Origin of the sequence: Paracoccus sp. TD-10 (assembly GCF_048270675.1) — a bacterium.
GTDB lineage: Bacteria > Pseudomonadota > Alphaproteobacteria > Rhodobacterales > Rhodobacteraceae > Paracoccus > Paracoccus pantotrophus.
Genome location: NZ_CP182418.1, coordinates 682,583 through 697,679, shown reverse-complemented (window position 1 = coordinate 697,679; position 15,097 = coordinate 682,583). Strand labels below are relative to the sequence as shown.

Sequence of the window (15,097 nt, the reverse complement as noted above, 5' to 3'; positions counted from 1 at the left end):
GCCCCGCATCTGCCTATCTGGAGCCCATGAGAATACCGTTCCTGAACCGCCCGGCCACCGTCGCCGTCCTGCGCCTGCAAGGCGCCATCGGGGTTGCCGGCCGCGGCGGCCCCGGCCTGTCCGATGCCGCCCTGGCGCCGCTGCTGGAGCGCGCCTTCAAGCGCCGCAAGCCCGCCGCCGTGGCCTTGGCGCTGAACTCGCCCGGCGGCTCGCCGGTGCAGTCCAGCCTGATCGGCGCCCGCATCCGCCGCCTTGCCGAGGAGCGCGAGATCCCGGTCCATGCCTTCGTCGAGGACGTGGCGGCCTCGGGCGGCTATTGGCTGGCGACGGCGGCGGACTACATCTGGGCCGACGACAGCTCGGTGCTCGGCTCGATCGGGGTGATCTCCTCGGGCTTCGGTTTTGCCGAGTTGATCCAGCGCCACGGCATCGAGCGCCGCGTGCATACCGCCGGCCGTTCCAAGTCGATGCTGGATCCCTTCCGCCCCGAAACGCCCGAGGATGTCGCGCGGCTGAACCGCCTGCTGGGCCCGATCCACGACGCCTTCAAGCAGCAGGTGCGCGCCCGCCGCGGCAGCCGCCTGCCCGAGGACAGCGACCTGTTCACCGGCGAGATCTGGACCGGCCGCGAGGCGGTGGAACTGGGCCTTGCCGACGGCATCGCCCATCTGGTGCCCAAGATGCGCGAGCTTTACGGCAAGGAGGTGCGCTTCCTGACCTATGGCCAGCGCGTGCCGCTGCTGCGCCGCTTCGGCCTTTCCGCCGATGACCTGATCGACGGGATCGAGGAGCGCGCCGCCTTCGCGCGCTTCGGGGCGGGACGCGGATGATCAAGACCGTCATCCTGTGCCTGCTCATCATCATCGCGCTGGCCTTGGCCGCCGGTCCGGCGGTGCGCCGCGTGATCGCGCGGCTGCTGGGGATCGGGCGGAAATGACCGCGCTGGTGACCGGAGGCGCCCGCCGGCTGGGGCGGGCCATCACCCTGTACCTGGCCCGGCGCGGGCTGGACGTGGCGATCCATTACCAAAGTTCGGCCGCCGAGGCCGAGGCCACCGCCGCCGAGGCCCGCGCCCTGGGCGTGCGCGCCGAGATCTTCGCGGCGGACCTGCTGGACCTGGACCAGAGCGAGGCGCTGGTGGACCGCACCCAGGCCGCGCTGGGACCGCTGGCGCTGCTGGTGAACAATGCCTCGATCTTCGAATATGACAACATCGCCACGGCGACGCGCGACAGCTGGGACCGGCACATCGGATCGAACCTGCGCGCGCCTTTCGTGCTGACCCAGGCCTTTGCCCGGCAGGCCCCCAGGGCGGATCGCAGCGGGACCGAGCCGGTGGCGCGCGCGCTGGTGGTCAACATGATCGACCAGCGCGTGCTGAAGCCGACGCCCGAATTCATGACCTATTCGCTGGCCAAGGCCGGGCTGTGGTGGCTGACCCGGACCTCGGCCCAGGCGCTGGCGCCCGAGATCCGCGTCAACGCCATCGGCCCCGGCCCGACCATGCAGGGCACCCGCCAATCCGACAGCCATTTCGCCAACCAGCGCGCCGCGACCATCCTGCAACGCGGCGCCGGGCCCGAGGATGTCTGCGCCGCGCTGGGTTACCTGATGGATGCGCCATCGGTCACCGGACAGCTGATCTGCGTGGACGGCGGCCAGCACCTTGCCTGGCGCACCCCCGACGTCCTGGGCGTCGAGTAAGGCGGAAAATCGCTCGTCTGCGGCAAGTTGTCCACTTTGCGGAAGGCATTCACGCAATCTTCACGATTCTGGTAAGAATTTCAGTCGATTGCACAGGAGAGAAAAAATAGTGATATTAATCATTGGCTTACAATACTGCCTAGAATTTGTGCAAAGTGACGAAACCCCAAGAAACGCTAATTGAACATGTGATACTCCCAAGCTGACTCACAGAGTTATCCACAGATTCCGTGGACAGGATTCAGCTTGAACTTTCCTGCCCGAACTTGCAGCCGAGGCTGAGAATCATTTCGTTAGCAGCATGACCGATTCCACCCCAGAAACGCGCCCTGCCAAGACCGGCCATGCGCTGATCCAGGACTATCTGCGCACGCTCGACGGCTCGCCGGGGGTCTATCGCATGCTGGATGCGCAAGGGGCGGTGCTTTACGTCGGCAAGGCCCGGAACCTGCGGGCCAGGGTCGCGAACTATGCGCGCGGCACCGGGCATTCGGCGCGGATCGCGCGGATGATCCGCGAGACCTGCTCGATGATGTTCCTGACCACGCGCACCGAGACCGAGGCGCTGCTCTTGGAGCAGAACCTGATCAAGCAGCTCAAGCCGCGCTACAACGTGCTCTTGCGCGACGACAAGAGCTTTCCCAACATCCTGGTCGCCAAGTCGCACCCCTTCGCGCAGATCAAGAAGCACCGCGGCGCCAAGGCGGAAAAGGGCGACTATTACGGCCCCTTCGCCAGCGCCGGGGCGGTGAACCGGACGCTGAACCAGCTGCAGCGGGTGTTTTTGCTGCGGTCCTGCACCGACGCCACCTTCTCCAGCCGGACCCGGCCCTGCCTGCTTTACCAGATCAAGCGCTGCAGCGCGCCCTGCGTCGGGCGGATCGGGCTGGAGGAATACAATGCCCTGGTCGCCGATGCCGAACTGTTTTTGCAGGGCAAGACCACCCGCATCCAGGCCGACCTGGCGCGCGAGATGGCCGAGGCCGCGGAAGCGATGGAATACGAACGCGCCGCCGCGCTGCGCGACCGCATCAAGGCGCTGACCGCCGTGCAATCGGTGCAGGCCATCAACCCGCGCGGCGTGCCCGAGGCCGACGTGATCGCGCTGCACATGGAGGGCGGGCAAGCCTGCGTGCAGGTCTTCTTCATCCGCGGCAACCAGAGCTGGGGCAACCGCGACTTCTATCCGCGGCTGAACGGGGTGGAATCGGCCGACGAGGTGATGCAGGCTTTCCTTGCACAATTCTACGACGGCAAGGTGCCGCCGCGGCTGATCCTCTTGTCGCATGGCATCGAAGACCCGGACCTGATGACCGATGCGCTGTCGGAAAAGGCCGGGCGCAAGGTCACGCTGGGCGTGCCCCGGCGCGGCGAAAAGGCCGAGCTGGTGGAAAACGCCCTGCGCAATGCCCGCGAAAGCCTGGCGCGGCGCATGTCGGAAAGCGCCGCGCAGCAGCGGCTGCTGGAGGGGCTGGCCGAGGCCCTGGACCTGCCCGCGGTGCCGCAGCGGATCGAGGTCTATGACAACAGCCATATCCAGGGCACCAATGCCGTCGGCGGCATGGTCGTCGCCGGCCCCGAGGGCTGGATCAAGAGCCAGTATCGCAAGTTCAACATCAAGGGCACCGAGATCACCCCGGGCGACGATTTCGGCATGATGAAGGAGGTGCTGACCCGCCGCTTCTCGCGCCTGCTGAAAGAGGATCCGGATCGCCAGACCGACACCTGGCCGGACCTGTTGCTGATCGACGGCGGCGCCGGGCAGGTCTCGGCCGTGCATGAGATCATGGCCGAGATGGGGGTCGAGGACATCCCCATGGTCGGCGTCGCCAAGGGCGAGGACCGCGACCACGGCAAGGAAGAATTCCACCGCTACGGCCAGCGGCCCTTCGCCCTGCGGATGAACGACCCGGTGCTGTATTTCGTCCAGCGCCTGCGGGACGAGGCGCATCGCTGGGCCATCGGCACGCATCGCGCCAAGCGGGCCAAGGCCACGATGGCCAATCCGCTGGACGAGATCCCCGGCATCGGCGCCGCCCGCAAGCGCGCGCTGCTCCAGCATTTCGGCAGCGCCAAGGCGGTCAGCCGCGCCGGTCTGGCCGACCTGGTCGCGGTCGAGGGCATCAGCGAATCCATGGCGCAGAAGATCGTCGACCATTTCCACAAGGGCTGACCGGAGGAAGCCATGGAGGACAGCATCCGCGCCTTCTTCGCCCGCTACGAGCGGCTGTTCGCGCAGGCGCTGGCCGGCGAGGCGGATATGGAGGAGCTTGCCGCTCTTTACGCGCCGGAGTTCATCGCCGCATCTCCGGCGGGGGTGAAGGCGGGCCGGAACGACGACCAGCTAAGGCAGGCGATGGCGCAGGGTTATGCGCATTACCGCACCATCGGCACCAAGGCGATGACGATCCGCGCGATCCGGCTTTCGCCGATGGACGCGCTGCATTGCCTGGCCCATGTCGGCTGGCGGGCCGTCTATGACCGGGGCAAGGCGCCCGATGTGACCATCGACTTCGAGGTGCATTACCTGGTGCAGATCCTCGACGGGACGCCCAGGGTCTTTGGCTGGGTGACGGGCGACGAAGAGGCGCTGCTGAAGCAGCGCGGCATCCTCTGATCAGCGGCAGCGCGCCGGGTTCACCCCCACCGCGTTGAGGCCCCAATCGGTCATCTGCGCGACAAGCTGCTGGCCGGCCGCGTCGAAGGCCGGGATCAGGTCGGCGGTCTTCGTCGTCGCCGCCTGGGCCGTGGCGGTGAAATGCCCGCGCGAGACGACGCGGGCGTCCATCTCGCGCACCATCTGCGCATCGACCGTCAGCTTGATGATGGCGCCCTGTCCCGCGACCTCGGCGTTGAAATCGTTGATCTCGGAGATCAGCGCATAGTCGCCCGCCGCGCCCAGCGGCGCGCGGCCGACATGGGTGAAGGCGTCATAGACGGCAAAGCCCCGCACCAGCAGGGTTTGCAGCGTCACCGGCACCGTGTCGCCCCAGCGCGCATCGGGCAGGTATTGCGTCTGCAACTGGTTCGGCCGGATCATGATGCGGTCGGTGTCCAGCGTGCCGCGCGCCTTGGGCGGCTCGATCACCAGCTCGGCCAGCCGGCCGCGGCCGCAGCTTTGCGGCACGTCCGAAGGCGGGCGCAGTTCGAACACGTCGCGGTCGGGCTCGCCCTCCAGCGCGCGCAAGGCGGCGCAGCCCGGCAGGGTCAGGGTCAGGACAAGCAAGGCGGCGGCAAGACGCATGGCGGACCTCTCAGCGGCGGAATTCGGGCGCGCGCGGCCCCGAGAAGATTTGCGAGGGGTTGCGCCGCAACGCCGAGACCAGCTCGTTCACATTGCCCACCAGCCCGCGCAGATCGCTGGCCATGCGGGTGAATTGCGGCAGCCCCTCGCGAGTGAAAGCCTGCACCGGGACGCGGGCGCTGTCCAGCATCCCGCGCAGGCTGGCAAAGGCGGTCTCGGCGCTGTCGGCGGCATTGCGCAGCCGCTCGGTGATCTCGGGCAGGTCGGCGACCACGCGGTCGATGGCCTCGTTCGCCTTGCCCAGCGTCACGCGTAGATCGGCCACCACCGGCTCGACATTGCTGTTGATGACCCGGTCGGCGCCGTCGAAGGCGCGCTCGGCCGAGGCCAGCGTGCGGCTGCCGACCTCCAGCGCCGCGTCCAGGCTGTCGAGGCTTTGCTCGGCGCGCCCGGCCAGCCGGGCCAGGTCGGATTGCAGCATAGCGGCGGTCTGGTCCAGCCGCTGCGTCAGCGCCTTCAGGTCGTCCGCGACATAGGCGCGCATCTCGTCCAGCGTGGCGGTGCCCGAATCCAGCGCCGTGTCGGCATTGCCCAGCGTCGTCTCGGCCGCGGCGCCGAGCCCGTCCAGCCGCTCGCCGAAGCCCGAAATGTCGGATGCGGCCGAGGCGATGGATTCGGTGGCCGTGGTTACATCGGCCAGCGCCTTGTCCAGGTTGGCGCTGGAGCGTTCGACATTGTCCAGAATGCTGCGCACCCGGTCCTGGTTCTCGTCGCCCAGAAGCTGCGTCAGCTGCTCGGCCACGGTGTTCAGCCGCGAGATCATCTCGGGGCCCTGGTCCGACAGGGTTTGCAGCGCCGAGCGGTTGGCGGTGATCACCGGGATCGAATCGGGGTCCACGTCGCGCAGCAGCGGCGAATCGGGCTGGCCCGAGGTGATCGCCACGCTGGCGACGCCGGTGACGCCCTGGATCTCGATGGCGGCGCGGGAATCGATGCGCACCGGCGTGTCCTCGGCCACCTCGACCCGGACCCGGACCGCGCCGTTCACGCTTTGCGACAGCTGCATGTCCACCACCTTGCCGACGGAAAGCCCGGCGAAAAGCACCTCCGAGGATATACCCAGGCCCGAGACTTCCGGGAAATAGATGTCGTAATAGGCGAATTGCCGGTCCAGCTGCAGCTTGGCGAACCACATCAGGAACAGCAGCATCCCCAGGAAGCCGGCGATGGTGAAGGCTCCGATCAGGACGTAATTGGCCTTGGTCTCCATCGCTTCACTCCTTTGCGCGGCCGGTGGCCATGGCGGCGCGGGCACGGGGCCCGTGGAAATATTCATGCACCCAAGGGTGATCGACCCGAAGCATCTCGGCCATGGTGCCGCTGACCAGCACCTTGTTTTCCGCCAGCACCGCGATGCGGTCGCAACAGGCATGCAGCGTATCCAGGTCATGCGTGACCAGGAACACCGACAGGTCCAGCGCATCGCGCAGCTCGACGATCAACCGGTCGAAGGCATCGGCGCCGATCGGGTCCAGCCCCGCCGTGGGTTCGTCCAGGAACAGGATCTCGGGGTCCAGCGCCAGCGCGCGCGCCAGCCCCGCGCGTTTCCTCATGCCGCCCGACAGGTCCGAAGGGTATTTGTCATTGGCGCTCCACGGCAGCCCGGCCATCGAGACCTTGAGTTCGGCCAGCCCCTGCCGTGCCTCGGGCGACAGGTCCGGCACGGCGCGCAGCGGCACCTCGACATTCTCGCGCACGGTCAGCGAGGAAAACAGCGCGCCGCCCTGGAACATCACGCCCCAGCGCCGCTCTAGCGCCTCGCGCGCGGGGCCGCTCAGCGCCGCCACGTCCTCGCCAAAGACCCGCACCGTGCCGGCGGTCGGCCGGTTCAGCCCGACGATGGTGCGCAAGAGCACCGATTTCCCGGTGCCCGAGCCGCCGACCACGCCCAGGATCTCGCCCCGCCGCAGGTCGAGGTCCAGCCCGTCATGCACGACATGGCGGCCGAACTGGGTGCGCAGGCCCCGGACCTCGATGATATTGCCGCTCACAGCCCCACCTCGGAGAAGAAGATCGAGAACAGCGCGTCGGCGACGATCACGGCGAAGATGGCGTTGACCACGGCGCGCGAGGTCTCGGCCCCCAGCGATTCCGCGTCCTTGCCGACCTTCATCCCGGCATGGCAGCCGATGACGCCGATGATCAGCGCAAAGACCGGCGCCTTGGACAGGCCGACGATGACATGGTCGACGCTGGTATCCGCCAGCAGACGATAGCGGAACATCGAGGGCGAGATGCCCAGCTCGATCCAGGACATCAGCGCGCCGCCGACCAGCCCGGCGATATTGGCGATCAGTCCCAGGATGGGCAGGGTGATGATCAGCGCCAGCACGCGCGGCAGGATCAGCACCATGTCGGGGTCCAGCCCCAGCGTGCGCATGGCGTCGATTTCCTCGTTCATCTTCATCGAGCCGATCGAGGCGGTCAGCGCCGAGGCGGTGCGGCCGGCGACGATGATCGCGGTCAGCAGGATGCCCAGCTCGCGCAGGATGGAAATGGCGATCAGGTCGATGACAAAGACCTCGGCCCCGAACTGGCGCAGCTGGACGGCACCCTGGAAGGCCAGCACGATGCCGATCAGAAAGGACATCAGCGCCACGATGGGCACGGCGCGCAAGCCCGTCTCCTGGCAGTGATAGACCAGCGAGGTCAGGCGGAAATCGCCCGGATGCCGGATGCCGCGCGCCAGGGCGGCCAGGAAGCGGCCCAGGTATTCGGCGATCTCGCGCAGGAACAGCAGCGCCGCGGCCATGCGCCGCCCGGTCTGTTCCAGCACCCGCCGCCAGCCGGCCAGGCCGGCGGTTTCGGCATCGGGCCGGGGCAGCGCCTGGCGCACGGTGTCCAGCAGCCGGGCCTGCGCCCCGCTCAGCCCGTCCAGCTGCGCGCCCTGGCGTTCGCGCCCGACCAGGTACCAGGCGGCGGCGGTGTCGATGCGCGTCAGCCCCGACAGATCCAGCCGGTCTGCCGCGCCGGCCTCGGGCGGCAGTTGGCCCAGCGTCCAGACCGTGAACTCGCCCGCCAGCCGCAATGCGCCGCCTGAAACCGCGGCGCTGAACTTGGGATCTGCGGAAAGGCTGGCCATGGCGGTCCCGTTCGCAAAGGGTAAGTGGGATTCATCCAGCGATTGCGCGGGTTTGTCAAATCCGCCGGGCGGTTCCGGCCCAGGGCTGTGGCCGATCCGCCCCGGCCCAGGCGGTGCGCCCGGCCCAGGGCGAAAATTCAACCAAGGCCTTCCAATTGCATGGATTGACCGAAATACCCGCACTGGTTCAGTTGGCGCATCCCGTTTTCTCCGCATGGGCGGCAGAGCCGTGCCGGCGGGCCGGGATGAAACGCGCTGCGGCCCCTCTGGTCCAAGGGACGTGGCCGGCCCAGTAAATCGCTTGCGGCCTGGCCCGCGACCCCTGCGGCCAAGGCCAAGCCGGAAAGGCGCCTCGGGATCCGGCTGAACGGGTGCCATTTTGACCATGATCGGGGGCGCGACCGCCCCTAGCCTTGCGCCAGGGCGCGCATCATCCTGACCGGCTCGGTCCGGGCCAGGCGCAGCACATGCGCCATATAGGGCTGTTGCAGATCCTCGGTCCGCAGCGCGGCGTAAAGCCGGCGCAGCGTGCCCTGGCGGCCCAGGGGCAGCAGCGCCAGTTCGGGATTGCCGGCCTGGGCGCGCAGCACCCAATCGGGCATCACCGCCACGCCGCGTCCCGATGCGATCAGCATCAGCGCAATGGCGGGCTGCTCGACCTGGCGGACATGGGCCGGCTCGACCCCGGCCGGGTCCAGGAATTGCGAGAAAACGTCCAGCCGCGCCCGCTCCATCGGATAGGTGATCAGCGTCTCGCCCGCCAGGTCGGCCGGCTCGGCATAGCCCTTGGCGGCAAGCGGATGGCCGGCGGCCACGACCATGGTCGGCGCATAGTCGAAGAGCGGCTGGAAGGTGATGCCGGAAATCTCCTCGGGGTCGGAGGAGATCACCATGTCCACCTGCCCCCGCTGCAAGGCCGGCAGCGCCTTCAGCGCCAGGCTGGAGCGGATGTCCAGGTCGACCTCGGGCCAGGCGCGGCGGAACTGGTCCAGCACCGGCAAGAGCCAGTCGAAGCAGTGATGGCATTCCATGGCCACATGCAGCCGCCCGGCGCGGCCCAGTTCGACGGCGCGGAACTCGGCCTCGGCCGCGTCGATCAGCGGCAAGACCTGCTCGGCCGTGCGCAAAAGCCGCATTCCCGCTGCCGACAGTCGCAAGGGCTTGGTCTTGCGCAGGAAAAGCTCGACCCCGGCCTGTTCCTCCAGCGCCTTGATCTGATGCGACAGTGCCGATTGCGTCAGGTTCAGCACCTCGGCCGCACGGGCCAGGCCGCCCTGTTCATGGATGGCGCGCAGGCTGCGCAAATGGCGAAGTTCAAGGTGCATCTTGACTGGAACTCATGACGATCTTGAGGATTATGAATTTGTCTCACGTCGCGACGCGTGTCACAAGGCCTGCGACAAAAGGATGGCATCATGACGACACCCGCGATCAGCTTCGAGTTCTTTCCGCCCCGGAACCTGGACCAGTCCTTCCGGCTGTGGGAGACGGCGCGGGCGCTGGCGCCCTTGGGGCCGGATTTCGTCTCGGTCACCTATGGCGCGGGCGGCACCACCCGGCAGCTGACGCATGAGGCGGTGACGGCGCTGGCCAGCCATTACGGGCTGAACGTCGCCGCGCACCTGACCTGCGTCGATGCCACGCGCGAGGAGACGCTGCAAATCGTCCAGGATTACGCCGCCGCCGGCGTGCATGAGATCGTGGCGCTGCGCGGCGATGCGCCGCAGGGACAGGACCGCTTCACCCCGCATCCCGAGGGTTTCGCCAATTCGGTCGAACTGATCGAGGCCATCGCGGCGCGCGGCGACATGACCATCCGCTGCGGCGCCTATCCCGAGCCGCATCCCGAAAGCCCCGACACCGCCGCCGACGTGGCCTGGCTCAAGCGCAAGGTCGATGCCGGCGCGACTTCGGCGATGACGCAGTTCTTCTTTGACGCCGAGACCTATTTCCGCTTTCGCGACGCCTGCCAGGCGGCGGGGATCGCGGCACCGATCATTCCCGGCATCCTGCCGATCCAAAGCTGGGCCGGCACCCGCCGCTTTGCCGAACGCTGCGGCACCTCGGTCCCGCAATGGGCCGAGGACGCCTTCGCCGCCGCCGGCAAGGAGGGCGAGGCGCAGCTGGCGCTGGAGACCTGCGTCAAGCTGTGCGAGCGGCTGGTCGAAGGCGGCGTGGACAGGCTGCATTTCTACACGCTGAACAAGCCCGATCTGGTGCTGAAGGTCTGCGCCGCGCTGGGGATCGAGCCCAAGGGCGAATTTTCGCGCGTGGCCTGAACCGGGACGGACGCATGGGGCGCCGCCGCGCGGCATCAGCCGTCCGGCCCCTGCCCCGCCGGCGTGGCGATTTCCGGCTGCGGCGCCGTCGCCGGCCGGGCCGCCGCATCCTTTGCCTTGGGCCTGGCCCGGACCAGCCGGCGATGCGGGCGCGGCGGCGCGGCCTCGGCCAGCGCCCCGGCCAGCAGCGCCGGGCCGGTATAGGGCCGCGGCACGGAAGGGTGCAGCATCTCGGACGGATCGGCCCCGGCAAGGCGCGGCGCGCGCGCCAGGAAGGCCTTGCCCCAGTTGCGCCACGACCCGACCGAGGGCGCGGTGGCGTCGCAGGCGAAATGCGCACGCCAGCCATCCGGCAGCGGCAGGCCAAAGGCCTCGGCCCGCGACATCATCCAGACCAGCGGGATATTGGCCAGCGGCCGGGCATATTCCAGCCCCGAAAGCTGGCCACCCACATCCGGGTGGCAGCCGCGAAACCACATCTGCTCGATCCGGCCGGGGGCCGAGGCGCTGTCCCAGATCAGCGGCTGGAAGGCCGCCCGCGTCTCGTCCAGCGCCAGCGCCTGCACGCCGCGCTCGACATGCGCGCCCAGATGCGCGTCGTGAAAGCGAAAGCGCGGCTCGGTCAGCATCCACAAAAGCGGCAACCGGATCCCCAGCGCCATCACCGTGTCAAAGACCCCGATCATGCGGATCGGCACGACCGGGTGGCACAGCGCGGGATCCAGCCGGCCGACCATGCGGTCGCGGCCCTGCCGGTAAAGCTGCCAGGCCTGCTGGACGTTGCGGCGCGTGGCATGGGCATGGGTCAGCAACCCCACCCGCCCGATCATGCCGGCAAGCGAGCGCGCGGCAAAGGCGCCACGGGAATAGCCAAAGAAGAACAAGGGATTGCCCGGCCGCCATTCGCGGGCAAGCCAGGCATAGGCACCGCAGATATGCCGCTCCAGCGCCGAGCCCATGGCCAGTTCCGGCAAGGTGCGCCAGGCCTCCCATTGCTGGCCGGGGGCGTAATGCACCGCAAGCGGCACCGGCAGCGCCCCGCATTCGCCCGACAGCAGGGCGTGGATGCGGGCGATGGACGACCTTCGCCCCTCGGTCAGCGAGGCGAAGGTGCCATCCATCAGGACAACCTGGCATATCGGCGGGCGGGATGATTCCATGGTCCGACGCTAGCATGGAAACGCGAAGCGTCGATTAATCCCTATTCAAGCGCGTTCACGGTCAGGTGTGCCATCAACCCGAAGCCGTTGAAGCGGGTGTTGGTGACGGTCGAATAGGCGCCGGCACCGTGGAAGACGACATAGTCGCCCTCCTGGATATTGGCCGGCAGGGACAGCTCGCCCGGCAGCCGGTCCACCGAATCGCAGGTCGGGCCGAAGATGATGCGCGGCATCGGCTCTTCCTCGCGCGCCGTGCCCTCGGGCGTCAGCACCTGCAGCCGGTCGAGATTGCCGACGATGGGCAGTTCGAACAGCCCGCCATAGACGCCGTCGTTCAGGAACACGTTCTGGCCGTCGCGCACCGCCTTGACGCGGGTGATCAGCGAAAAGGCGTCGGCGCAAAGCCCGCGGCCGGGCTCGCAGACCAGCTGCGGCGCATCGGTGCCGAAGGCCTCGTCGGTCACGCGGCGGATCAGGCCGAAGATCGCGGCCAGGTCCGGCTCGACCCCGGTCACGCGATGCGAGGGGAAGCCGCCGCCCACGTTCAGCCGCCGCGCCCTGACGCCGGCCATGGCGCAGATCTCGGCCGCGGTGGTGATATAGCTTTCCCAGGCATGCGGATCGACGCATTGCGTGCCCGGATGGAAGGTCAGCGAGGGGATATAGCCGCGCTCCGCCACCGCGCGCAGCAGCTCGGCCGCCAGTTCCGGCGTGGCGCCGAACTTCGAGCCGAAATCATAGGCCGCGCCCAGCACCGGCAGCTTGAAGCGCGGCGAGATCTCGCAATGCTCGGCCGGCACGCGGGCGAAAAGCTTGTCCAGCTCCGAGCGGCTGTCCACCGACCAGGCCTTGATCCCCGCCTCGACGGCATGGGCGATCTCGGCCTGCGAGCGCACGGGGTTGTGGTAATGGCGCGCCGCATCCGGGGCCAGCCGGCCGATCAGGTCGATCTCATAGGGCGAGGCCACGTCGAAGCCCTTGATCCCGGCCGCCGAAAGCGTGCGGATCACCGCCTCGTCCGGGTTCGACTTGACCGCATAGGTGACGAGGCCGGGAAAGCCCTGCAGGAACCGCTGGGCGGTGGCGCTCAGGACCGAGGGGGCAAAGACCATCACCGGATTTTCCGGCGCCAGCCTGCGGATGATCTCGGCGGGATTGTTCCAGACGGTCTTGGGGCCGCGGCCCTCGGTCAGTCCCATCGGCATGTCCTTCCTGTGCGCGTGTGGGGGTGCAAACAAGTCTGCGCCCTATGGGTTCCGATTGCTGCAATGAAAAGGGTGGAAATGGGCCGCGACTTCGTTAATATGCCAAAAGCTTCGGCAAATCGACAGGTGGGCGGGTGGACGAACTTGATCGCGGGATTCTGGCCCATCTGGCGCAGGACGCACGCATGTCCGTGGCGGTTCTGGCGCGGCGGCTCAAGGTGGCGCGGTCCACCGTGCAGGCGCGGCTGGAGCGGCTGGAAACCTCGGGCGCCATCGCGGGTTACACGCTGCGGCTGGGCGATTCCGCGCGCGAGCATCGCATCCGCGCCACCTGCCTGCTGACCATCGAGCCGCGCGCCCAGGCGGCGATCCTGGCCCGGCTGCGCAGCCTGCCCGAGGTCGAGCGCATCCATACCACCAGCGGCCGCGTCGATCTTTTGCTGCAACTGGCCGCCATATCGACCAGCCAGCTTGACGATGTGCTGGATCAGATCGGCGGTTTGACCGGCGTCCGCTCCAGCGAGAGCCTGATTCACCTGTCCACCAAGCTGGATCGCGCCGCCTGATCGTGTCCCCTGCGCAACAATGTGACAATCGTGTCGCCGTATTTGCGCTGATCGATGCGTTCCAGCCCGGCGACCGGTCCGGGCGGGGCCGATTCCTCCCAGACCACCATGCCGCCCGGCGCGATCCAGCCGCCGGCCAGCGCCGATTCCAGCGCCCGCTCGCCCAGGCCCTTGCCATAGGGCGGGTCCAGGAAGACCAGCCCATAGGGCGCGCCGCGATTCTCGCCCAGCCTTGTCGCGTCGCGGCGCCAGACATCGGTCACGCCCATGGCGCGGGCCTTGTCGATATTGGCGCGCAACAGCGCCCGCGCCGCCACGCCGTCATCGACGAAGGCCACGCGGGCGGCACCGCGCGACAATGCTTCCAGCCCCAGCGCGCCGGTGCCGGCGAACAGGTCCAAGACCCGCGCACCGGGGATCGGATTGCCATGCGTGCCGTTGATCAGCAGGTTGAAGACCGACTCGCGCACCCGGTCGGTGGTCGGGCGCAGATGCGCCGCCGGATCGCCGGCCCCGATCTCGGCCAGTTTCAGCCCGCGCAGGGTGCCGCCGACGATTCTCATGCCATCAGCGCCTTCAGCTCGGTGGCCTCGGCCACCGCCTCGGGCTCGGGCGAGCGGCCGGCCTCGATCAGCCGCTTGCCGATCATATAGGCGCGGGCATCGTTCAGCGCGTCCACGGCGATCAGCCGGCCGCCCCTGAAATACCAGACCGAGCCGCCATTCGCCGCCGGCCGCGTCACCACCCGGTCGTAACCCAGGTTCAGCCCGGCGATCTGCAGTTTCGCATCGAACTGGTCCGACCAGAACCAGGGCTTGGGCACATAGGGGGCATCGGCGCCCAGCATGTTCGCCGCCACCGCCTCGGCCATGTCGATGGCATTGCCGACGCTTTCCAGCCGCAGCCGCCCCCCCGCTGCCGGAAAGCTGGCGCAATCGCCCGCCGCCCAGATCGACGGGTCCGAGCTGCGGCCAAGCGCATCCACGGCGATGCCGTTGTCGATGGCCAGCCCCGCCGCCTCGGCCAGCGCGGTTTCGGGCGCGATGCCGATGCCGCAGATCACCAGATCGGCCGGCAGGCGGCGGCCGTCGGCCAGTTCCACCCCATCGGCAGCCGTGTCGCCGGTGATACGGGCAATGCCGGTGCCCTCGACGATCTCGACGCCATGGGCGCGGTGCAGGGCGCGGATCATGTCCGCGGTCTCGGGCGCGGCGACACGGCCCAGGATGCGCGGCGCCGCCTCGACCAGCGCGACCTCCAGCCCCAGCTTGCGGGCCACCGCTGCGGCCTCCAGCCCGATATAGCCGCCGCCGATCACCACCAGACGGCGCCCGGCCACCAGCGCCGGCCTGAGGCCCGCGATGTCGGCCAGGTTGCGCACCACATGCACGCCGGGCAGGTCGCCGCCCATCGCGGCCGGCAGGCGGCGCGGACTCGCGCCCAAAGTCAGGGCAAGCTGGTCATAGGGATATTCGCCGCGCTCCGTCGCCACCACGCGGCGGGCGCGGTCGATCCGGACCGCACGCTCGCCCAGGTGCAGGGCGATGCCCTGTTCGTCCCACCAGTCCGGGGCGCGCAGCGTCAGCCGGTCCAGCCCCATCTCGCCCAGCAGATAGGCCTTGGACAAGGGCGGGCGCTGATAGGGGGCAGCCGGCTCGTCGCCGATGAGGGCGATGCCGCCCCCATGCCCCAGCGCGCGCAGTTTCGCCGCCAGAGAGGCCGCCGCCTGCCCCGCGCCAAGGATCACGATGTTCATTCTTCGCCCTCGCTGGTTTGCCCGCGGCGCAGAGCCTATAG

15 protein-coding genes are annotated in these 15,097 nt (G+C 68.7%); 6 read left to right on the top strand and 9 right to left on the bottom strand.

Going from position 1 to position 15,097, the window contains the following annotated elements; genetic code table 11:
- Window positions 1–26 precede the first annotated feature (26 nt).
- The 4 genes from ACNKFW_RS03425 (at window position 27) to ACNKFW_RS03410 (ending at window position 4,321) form a co-directional block, all read left to right on the top strand.
- The gene (locus ACNKFW_RS03425; RefSeq protein ID WP_024843572.1) at window positions 27–830 is read left to right on the top strand and encodes a S49 family peptidase; all 804 of its coding nucleotides are present in this window, start codon (window positions 27–29) and stop codon (window positions 828–830) included.
- Between the two features lie 103 nt (window positions 831–933).
- Entirely contained in the window at window positions 934–1,704 is a 771-nt protein-coding gene (locus tag ACNKFW_RS03420) for an SDR family oxidoreductase (RefSeq protein ID WP_147427635.1), read from the top strand.
- 301 nt (window positions 1,705–2,005) lie between these two features.
- Complete coding sequence (uvrC, locus tag ACNKFW_RS03415) at window positions 2,006–3,877, top strand: excinuclease ABC subunit UvrC (protein WP_024843570.1); 1,872 nt, start codon at window positions 2,006–2,008, stop codon at window positions 3,875–3,877.
- Between the two features lie 12 nt (window positions 3,878–3,889).
- Window positions 3,890–4,321, top strand: a complete 432-nt coding sequence (locus ACNKFW_RS03410; protein WP_024843569.1) for a DUF4440 domain-containing protein — start codon at window positions 3,890–3,892, stop codon at window positions 4,319–4,321.
- Here the strand turns inward: ACNKFW_RS03410 and ACNKFW_RS03405 are convergent, their stop codons facing one another.
- The 5 genes from ACNKFW_RS03405 to ACNKFW_RS03385 all read right to left on the bottom strand — a co-directional run bounded on the left by ACNKFW_RS03405 (window position 4,322) and on the right by ACNKFW_RS03385 (window position 9,415).
- The gene (locus tag ACNKFW_RS03405) at window positions 4,322–4,948 is read right to left on the bottom strand and encodes an ABC-type transport auxiliary lipoprotein family protein (protein WP_147427634.1); all 627 of its coding nucleotides are present in this window, start codon (window positions 4,946–4,948) and stop codon (window positions 4,322–4,324) included.
- Between the two features lie 10 nt (window positions 4,949–4,958).
- Window positions 4,959–6,218: an MlaD family protein gene (locus ACNKFW_RS03400; RefSeq protein WP_418024729.1), complete on the bottom strand. Its 1,260-nt coding sequence runs from the start codon at window positions 6,216–6,218 to the stop codon at window positions 4,959–4,961.
- 4 nt (window positions 6,219–6,222) lie between these two features.
- Window positions 6,223–6,999 (bottom strand): ABC transporter ATP-binding protein, encoded by a 777-nt coding sequence (locus ACNKFW_RS03395; protein WP_024843566.1) that lies wholly within the window; start codon window positions 6,997–6,999, stop codon window positions 6,223–6,225.
- Window positions 6,996–8,090 carry an MlaE family ABC transporter permease gene (locus ACNKFW_RS03390; RefSeq protein WP_024843565.1) on the bottom strand — a complete coding sequence of 365 codons (1,095 nt, stop codon included), beginning with the start codon at window positions 8,088–8,090 and terminating at the stop codon, window positions 6,996–6,998. The genes ACNKFW_RS03395 and ACNKFW_RS03390 overlap by 4 nt, the downstream gene beginning before the upstream one ends.
- A 407-nt stretch (window positions 8,091–8,497) precedes the next feature.
- Complete coding sequence (locus ACNKFW_RS03385; RefSeq protein WP_024843564.1) at window positions 8,498–9,415, bottom strand: LysR family transcriptional regulator; 918 nt, start codon at window positions 9,413–9,415, stop codon at window positions 8,498–8,500.
- A gap of 90 nt (window positions 9,416–9,505) precedes the next feature.
- Here ACNKFW_RS03385 and metF point away from each other — a divergent pair, with 90 nt between their 5' ends.
- Window positions 9,506–10,369: a methylenetetrahydrofolate reductase [NAD(P)H] gene (metF, locus tag ACNKFW_RS03380; RefSeq protein WP_024843563.1), complete on the top strand. Its 864-nt coding sequence runs from the start codon at window positions 9,506–9,508 to the stop codon at window positions 10,367–10,369.
- Window positions 10,370–10,404: 35 nt separating this feature from the next.
- Here the strand turns inward: metF and ACNKFW_RS03375 are convergent, their stop codons facing one another.
- Together ACNKFW_RS03375 and ACNKFW_RS03370 are read right to left on the bottom strand one after the other, a co-directional pair.
- Window positions 10,405–11,490, bottom strand: coding sequence for a DUF2235 domain-containing protein (locus ACNKFW_RS03375; RefSeq protein WP_024843562.1), 1,086 nt, complete (start codon window positions 11,488–11,490; stop codon window positions 10,405–10,407).
- A gap of 80 nt (window positions 11,491–11,570) precedes the next feature.
- On the bottom strand, window positions 11,571–12,728 hold the full coding sequence (locus ACNKFW_RS03370; protein WP_147427632.1) for a type III PLP-dependent enzyme: 1,158 nt from the start codon (window positions 12,726–12,728) through the stop codon (window positions 11,571–11,573).
- Between the two features lie 140 nt (window positions 12,729–12,868).
- On the opposite strand from ACNKFW_RS03370, the gene ACNKFW_RS03365 reads away from it, so the two are divergent.
- Entirely contained in the window at window positions 12,869–13,300 is a 432-nt protein-coding gene (locus tag ACNKFW_RS03365; protein ID WP_024843560.1) for an Lrp/AsnC family transcriptional regulator, read from the top strand.
- Here ACNKFW_RS03365 and rsmD read toward each other — a convergent pair.
- Together rsmD and ACNKFW_RS03355 are read right to left on the bottom strand one after the other, a co-directional pair.
- The gene (gene rsmD / locus ACNKFW_RS03360) at window positions 13,267–13,863 is read right to left on the bottom strand and encodes a 16S rRNA (guanine(966)-N(2))-methyltransferase RsmD (RefSeq protein WP_024843559.1); all 597 of its coding nucleotides are present in this window, start codon (window positions 13,861–13,863) and stop codon (window positions 13,267–13,269) included. The two genes, ACNKFW_RS03365 and rsmD, sit on opposite strands and share 34 nt — an antisense overlap.
- Window positions 13,860–15,056 (bottom strand): NAD(P)/FAD-dependent oxidoreductase, encoded by a 1,197-nt coding sequence (locus ACNKFW_RS03355; protein ID WP_024843558.1) that lies wholly within the window; start codon window positions 15,054–15,056, stop codon window positions 13,860–13,862. Before ACNKFW_RS03355 ends, rsmD begins: the two co-directional genes overlap by 4 nt.
- Window positions 15,057–15,097: the final 41 nt, after the last annotated feature.

What these genes read in the sequence shown, in the direction of transcription:
- ACNKFW_RS03355 (WP_024843558.1), bottom strand. Translation starts at nt 15,056, where the DNA reads ATGAACATCGTGATCCTTGGCGCGGGGCAGGCGGCGGCCTCTCTGGCG.
- ACNKFW_RS03410 (WP_024843569.1), top strand. Translation starts at nt 3,890, where the DNA reads ATGGAGGACAGCATCCGCGCCTTCTTCGCCCGCTACGAGCGGCTGTTC.
- ACNKFW_RS03400 (WP_418024729.1), bottom strand. Translation starts at nt 6,218, where the DNA reads ATGGAGACCAAGGCCAATTACGTCCTGATCGGAGCCTTCACCATCGCC.
- rsmD (WP_024843559.1), bottom strand. Translation starts at nt 13,863, where the DNA reads ATGAGAATCGTCGGCGGCACCCTGCGCGGGCTGAAACTGGCCGAGATC.
- ACNKFW_RS03390 (WP_024843565.1), bottom strand. Translation starts at nt 8,090, where the DNA reads ATGGCCAGCCTTTCCGCAGATCCCAAGTTCAGCGCCGCGGTTTCAGGC.
- ACNKFW_RS03425 (WP_024843572.1), top strand. Translation starts at nt 27, where the DNA reads ATGAGAATACCGTTCCTGAACCGCCCGGCCACCGTCGCCGTCCTGCGC.
- ACNKFW_RS03405 (WP_147427634.1), bottom strand. Translation starts at nt 4,948, where the DNA reads ATGCGTCTTGCCGCCGCCTTGCTTGTCCTGACCCTGACCCTGCCGGGC.
- ACNKFW_RS03420 (WP_147427635.1), top strand. Translation starts at nt 934, where the DNA reads ATGACCGCGCTGGTGACCGGAGGCGCCCGCCGGCTGGGGCGGGCCATC.
- metF (WP_024843563.1), top strand. Translation starts at nt 9,506, where the DNA reads ATGACGACACCCGCGATCAGCTTCGAGTTCTTTCCGCCCCGGAACCTG.
- ACNKFW_RS03375 (WP_024843562.1), bottom strand. Translation starts at nt 11,490, where the DNA reads ATGGATGGCACCTTCGCCTCGCTGACCGAGGGGCGAAGGTCGTCCATC.
- uvrC (WP_024843570.1), top strand. Translation starts at nt 2,006, where the DNA reads ATGACCGATTCCACCCCAGAAACGCGCCCTGCCAAGACCGGCCATGCG.
- ACNKFW_RS03385 (WP_024843564.1), bottom strand. Translation starts at nt 9,415, where the DNA reads ATGCACCTTGAACTTCGCCATTTGCGCAGCCTGCGCGCCATCCATGAA.
- ACNKFW_RS03370 (WP_147427632.1), bottom strand. Translation starts at nt 12,728, where the DNA reads ATGGGACTGACCGAGGGCCGCGGCCCCAAGACCGTCTGGAACAATCCC.